Annotated in this window: 1 protein-coding gene and 1 pseudogene; both read left to right on the top strand. The window is 49.8% G+C overall.

Features of this window, described 5'->3' with window-relative positions; genetic code table 11:
* On the top strand, positions 1-634 hold a 634-nt coding region (locus tag ABYP33_RS19365), incomplete at its 5' end, for a hypothetical protein (protein WP_373093017.1).
* Positions 635-976: 342 nt separating this feature from the next.
* Positions 977-1234 (top strand): annotated as a pseudogene (locus ABYP33_RS19360) (hypothetical protein); the annotation flags it as partial.

Genomic DNA, 1234 nt, shown 5'->3' with positions numbered 1-1234 from the left:
TATTGCCGCGGGCGCGGTGATAATGCCAAATATGCTTAAAGAGGCGAGAATTAGTGACGGCGCTAATGTTATGTCTGATCCGCGCTCTTTGTTTGGTAAGCGCCTTAAAATTGCTAAAAAAGAGGGTGACACGTTTAAGCCTGAGGATATTGCCCCGGCGCCAGCCCGCAAAACCCTGGCACAAGCGATTCCCGAGGGACGGGTGCTTTACACCCTGATCCCCAATGCTGGCGGTATTCCGCACTCACAATTGACCGGTGGTGATCGCCTAGATGTACTGGTGACGGGCCGTGGTGGTGTAAGAACCGTGGCGAGGGATGTTCGCCTCATTGGGGTGATGGACGGCAGCGCAAAGTCACAGGCTGCGGCTGACGGCGGCCCGATTAGTATGTTGAAGCAAAAGCCCAAGAATAAGTCTGGAAGTAGAACCGGAGTGTCTTTGGTGGTTGCGGTCTACCCAGATGATGTTTACCCGCTTGCCAGCATTGGCAGCAATGATAAGGTGAGCTTGGTCCTGCACGGCAGCCGTGACCTGGCTGATGGCCAGCCGCTGCGAGTAAGGGCGGTGCCAACCCACCGGTCGGTGGAGGTGGTATCGGGTTTGAGTCGCAGCAAGGTGCATATCCGTCTATGATAACGACATAGGCGAGTTGAATGGCGCTGCGTGCTCCATTTTTGCGAACTATATAAGCACCTTAAGTGAATTAAGCTTCTGAAGCTGAGGAGAACATTCTGGAATGCATTGCAAAATGCGAAAAATCCGGTCAAATAGAAAAACAATTGCAAAATGCAAAAGTAATTCCCCTAAGCTTGTTGTTCGTATTCCCTTAACTTATTGAAATATATAAAGATAATATATTTTCAGACCGTTTTCTGAAGCTGGCACGTTGGCTGCAATACATACGGTAATAGGAAGGTTGATATGACTTCCACACCGCATACAGTAAATGTCAGGCTACAGAATCGGAGAAATACGATGAAACGCAAACTAACCGGCAGCGCAACAGCATCATTAGTACTGTTCTTTGCATCAAGCATGTTGGCATCAGTGCTGGGCCTTCGTCAGGTTGACAGGATGACCACCGAGCCAGGCTGGGTAGCGGGAGGCGATATTGCCGCGGGCGCGGTGATAATGCCAAATATGCTTAAAGAGGCGAGAATTAGTGACGGCGCTAATGTTATGTCTGATCCGCGCTCTTTGTTTGGTAAGCGCCTTAAAATTGCTAAAAAAGAG

Source organism: Zhongshania sp., from assembly GCF_041584495.1.
Lineage (GTDB): Bacteria > Pseudomonadota > Gammaproteobacteria > Pseudomonadales > Spongiibacteraceae > Spongiibacter.
This window is presented reverse-complemented; position numbering and strand designations above follow the sequence as displayed.